Here is a 2794-nt window from a genome sequence, read left to right on the forward strand (position 1 = left end):
GTCGCCGTGACTGCAACGATCCTCGACGGCAAAGCTACCCGCGACGAAATCTTCGAAGACCTGAAGGTGCGGGTGAGCGCTCTGAAGGCAGAGGGCATCACACCCGGCTTGGGCACCATCCTGGTGGGCGACGACCCCGGATCCGCGGCTTACGTGCGCGGCAAGCACAACGACTGCGCCAAGGTCGGTATCAATTCTTTGCGACGCGACCTGCCTGCCGACATCACGCAGGAGCAGCTCAACGCGACGATCGACGAGCTCAATGCCAATCCCGAGTGCACCGGCTACATCGTGCAGTTGCCGCTTCCCAAGCACCTTGACGAGAACGCAGCCCTCGAGCGCATCGACCCCGACAAGGACGCCGACGGCTTGCACCCGGTCAACCTCGGTCGACTGGTGTTGGGCAAGGAAGCCCCGCTGCCGTGCACCCCGCGTGGAATCCTGCATCTCCTGCGCCGCTACGAGGTCCCTATTGCGGGCGCACACGTGGTGGTAGTCGGACGAGGCGTCACAGTCGGTCGCCCGATCGGATTGCTGCTGACGCGTCGTAGCGAGAACGCGACGGTCACGCTCTGCCACACCGGTACCCGCGATCTCGCGGCCGAGGTTCGCCGCGCCGACATCATCGTCGCTGCCGCCGGCGTTCCCGGCCTCATCACCGCAGACATGGTCAAGCCCGGAGCGGCGGTCCTCGACGTCGGCGTCAGTCGCACCGACGACGGCCTGCGCGGCGACGTCGCAGCCGACGTCAGCGAGGTCGCCGGCTTCGTCTCACCCAACCCCGGTGGTGTCGGACCGCTGACCCGCGCGTTCCTGATCACCAACGTGGTCGAACGCGCCGAGCGGGTTCTGGCCGAGGCCTGAGTCCGATGTCCTCACTGGTCGGCCTCGCGAAGAAGAATCTGCCCATGCTCGCGGTCCTTGCCGTGATCGCGGCAGCGGTTGTTCTCGTGCTGGCCGACCGGTGGCGCCGCGGCGCCCTCGTCTTCGGTGTTGCCGTCATCATCGGAGCTGCCGCTCGGTGGTTCGTTCCCGAGAACCGTGTGGGGTTGCTCGCGGTGCGTGGAAGGGTCTTCGACACTGCGGCGATGGGCGTTATGGGTGTGCTGATCGCGACGCTCGCCCTGACCATCGATCCGCTCGGTACCGACTGAGAAGATCAGTCCCCGTAGAACGAGCGAATGTCGATATCACTCAAAGGGATCCACTCCGGTGAATGTGCGGATGTCGACTTCTTTCCAGCCTTGACCGGTGCACTCCGTAACGTCACCGCAAGTGCAGGTTCCTCGTCGATTCGCCCGGCGAGGGCGTAGATCGCGGCGAGATGGTGAACGCACGGCGAGCGTCTACCTGAGCAGTCGCAGCTGGCAGTGCACTCCGAAAGATCAACGGCTACTGCGATATTTCGAGCCTGCAGTTCGGTGACGATGCTGTCCGGCAGTTCGCCGGTGGAGACGGATCTGTTCGCCTTTCCAGCCGAACGGAGAAGGCTCTTCACTGCAGCGATCTCGGATTTGGTCCAGAGCGGGACACCAATCGTCACTGACGAAGTTTTTGCCTTGGTGCTCACTTCGGCGACGACGGTCCCCGACGAGACGACGGTGAACTCCACGGAACCGTTGCGTGCCAGGGTGCGAGCCGTCGGCAGGGACGGGTTCGGACCGGACGCCGCGGTCCGCTCCACCGTGCGCAGCCACGCTCGACCCCAAGCGGTGACGCCGAATTCGTTGGCCATCAGATGATCACCGCGCCGTCGAGTTCGAGAAGTTCACGCAGTTCGGTGTCGGGGAGATCGGCCAGCGCGGCCTCGACGTTCCCGGAGACAGCATCGGCCACAACTCGTTTGGACTCGTGCATCGCTGCTATGTGATCCTCCACGGTACCGCCCGTCACCAAGGTGTGGACGTTGACGGTGCGTTTCTGGCCGATGCGGTGTGCCCGGTCGGTTGCTTGATCCTCGACGGCTGGGTTCCACCACCGGTCGTAGTGCACGACATGACTTGCGCGCGTGAGGTTGAGGCCGAAGCCGGCGGCGCGCAAGCTCAGAATCAGAACCGGTGGTGAATCCGTCTCGTTCTGGAACGCGTCGACCATCGCGTCTCGTTTGTCGGTGTTCAGGCCGCCGTGGAGGAAAGGCACGGCACCGATACCCAGTTCGGCTCCCAGGTGTCGCGAGAGCATCTCGCCCATCGTCCGGTACTGCGTGAATATCAGCGCGCGATCGCCGTCGTCGACGATCTCGGCGATCATTTCCGTTGCGCGGTCGAGCTTTCCGGATCTTCCGTAGAGGTCGTCCGTATCGCCGGTGACCTGCGCCGGGTGATTGCATACCTGCTTGAGAGTGGTCAGAAGCGCAAGGATGTTGCCACGCCGGGCGATTCCCGTGCCCAATCCGGAGTCGAACGCATCGGCAACTGCCGACCGGTAGATGCGCGCCTGTTCCGACGTCAGAGTGCACGAGACCGTGGAGAACTGTTTGGGCGGAAGATCCTTGGCCACTATGTCTTTGGTTCTGCGCAGAATGAAAGGATCGATCACCGCGGCAAGTCTGGTCGCCGCGGTGGCCGATCGACCGGATTCGATCGGGACGGCAAAGCGTTGACGAAACCGTGCGCGAGTTCCGAGGACGTCGGGGTTGGCGACGCGAAAGAGTGACCACAATTCTTCGAGGCGGTTCTCCACCGGCGTGCCGGTCATCGCTACCTTGACGTCCGCCGACAACTGCATTGCTGCTTTCGCGGCGAGGGAAGCGGGGTTCTTGATCTGTTGCGCCTCGTCGAAGACCACTGAACTC

At 63.7% G+C, this 2794-nt stretch carries 4 protein-coding genes; 2 read left to right on the forward strand and 2 right to left on the reverse strand.

Annotated features, from left to right (window positions below):
• Positions 1 to 6: 6 nt before the first annotated feature.
• Positions 7 to 864, forward strand: coding sequence for a bifunctional methylenetetrahydrofolate dehydrogenase/methenyltetrahydrofolate cyclohydrolase (locus A2J01_RS09195; RefSeq protein ID WP_064112569.1), 858 nt, complete (start codon positions 7 to 9; stop codon positions 862 to 864).
• 5 nt (positions 865 to 869) lie between these two features.
• Complete coding sequence (locus tag A2J01_RS09200) at positions 870 to 1154, forward strand: DUF3017 domain-containing protein (RefSeq protein WP_003940740.1); 285 nt, start codon at positions 870 to 872, stop codon at positions 1152 to 1154.
• A gap of 5 nt (positions 1155 to 1159) precedes the next feature.
• On the opposite strand, the gene A2J01_RS09205 is transcribed toward A2J01_RS09200, so the two are convergent.
• Positions 1160 to 1735 carry an SWIM zinc finger family protein gene (locus A2J01_RS09205; protein WP_058226429.1) on the reverse strand — a complete coding sequence of 192 codons (576 nt, stop codon included), beginning with the start codon at positions 1733 to 1735 and terminating at the stop codon, positions 1160 to 1162.
• Positions 1735 to 2794: DEAD/DEAH box helicase (locus A2J01_RS09210; RefSeq protein ID WP_197494188.1), on the reverse strand; the 1060-nt coding region annotated here is incomplete at its 5' end. The genes A2J01_RS09205 and A2J01_RS09210, both read right to left, overlap by 1 nt.

The organism is Rhodococcus sp. EPR-134 (genome assembly GCF_001647205.1).
In the GTDB taxonomy this organism is placed as follows: domain Bacteria; phylum Actinomycetota; class Actinomycetes; order Mycobacteriales; family Mycobacteriaceae; genus Rhodococcus_F; species Rhodococcus_F qingshengii.

Coding starts and splice junctions, on each gene's coding strand:
- A2J01_RS09205 (WP_058226429.1), bottom strand. CDS start 1,735: ATGGCCAACGAATTCGGCGTCACCGCTTGGGGTCGAGCGTGGCTGCGC.
- A2J01_RS09200 (WP_003940740.1), top strand. CDS start 870: ATGTCCTCACTGGTCGGCCTCGCGAAGAAGAATCTGCCCATGCTCGCG.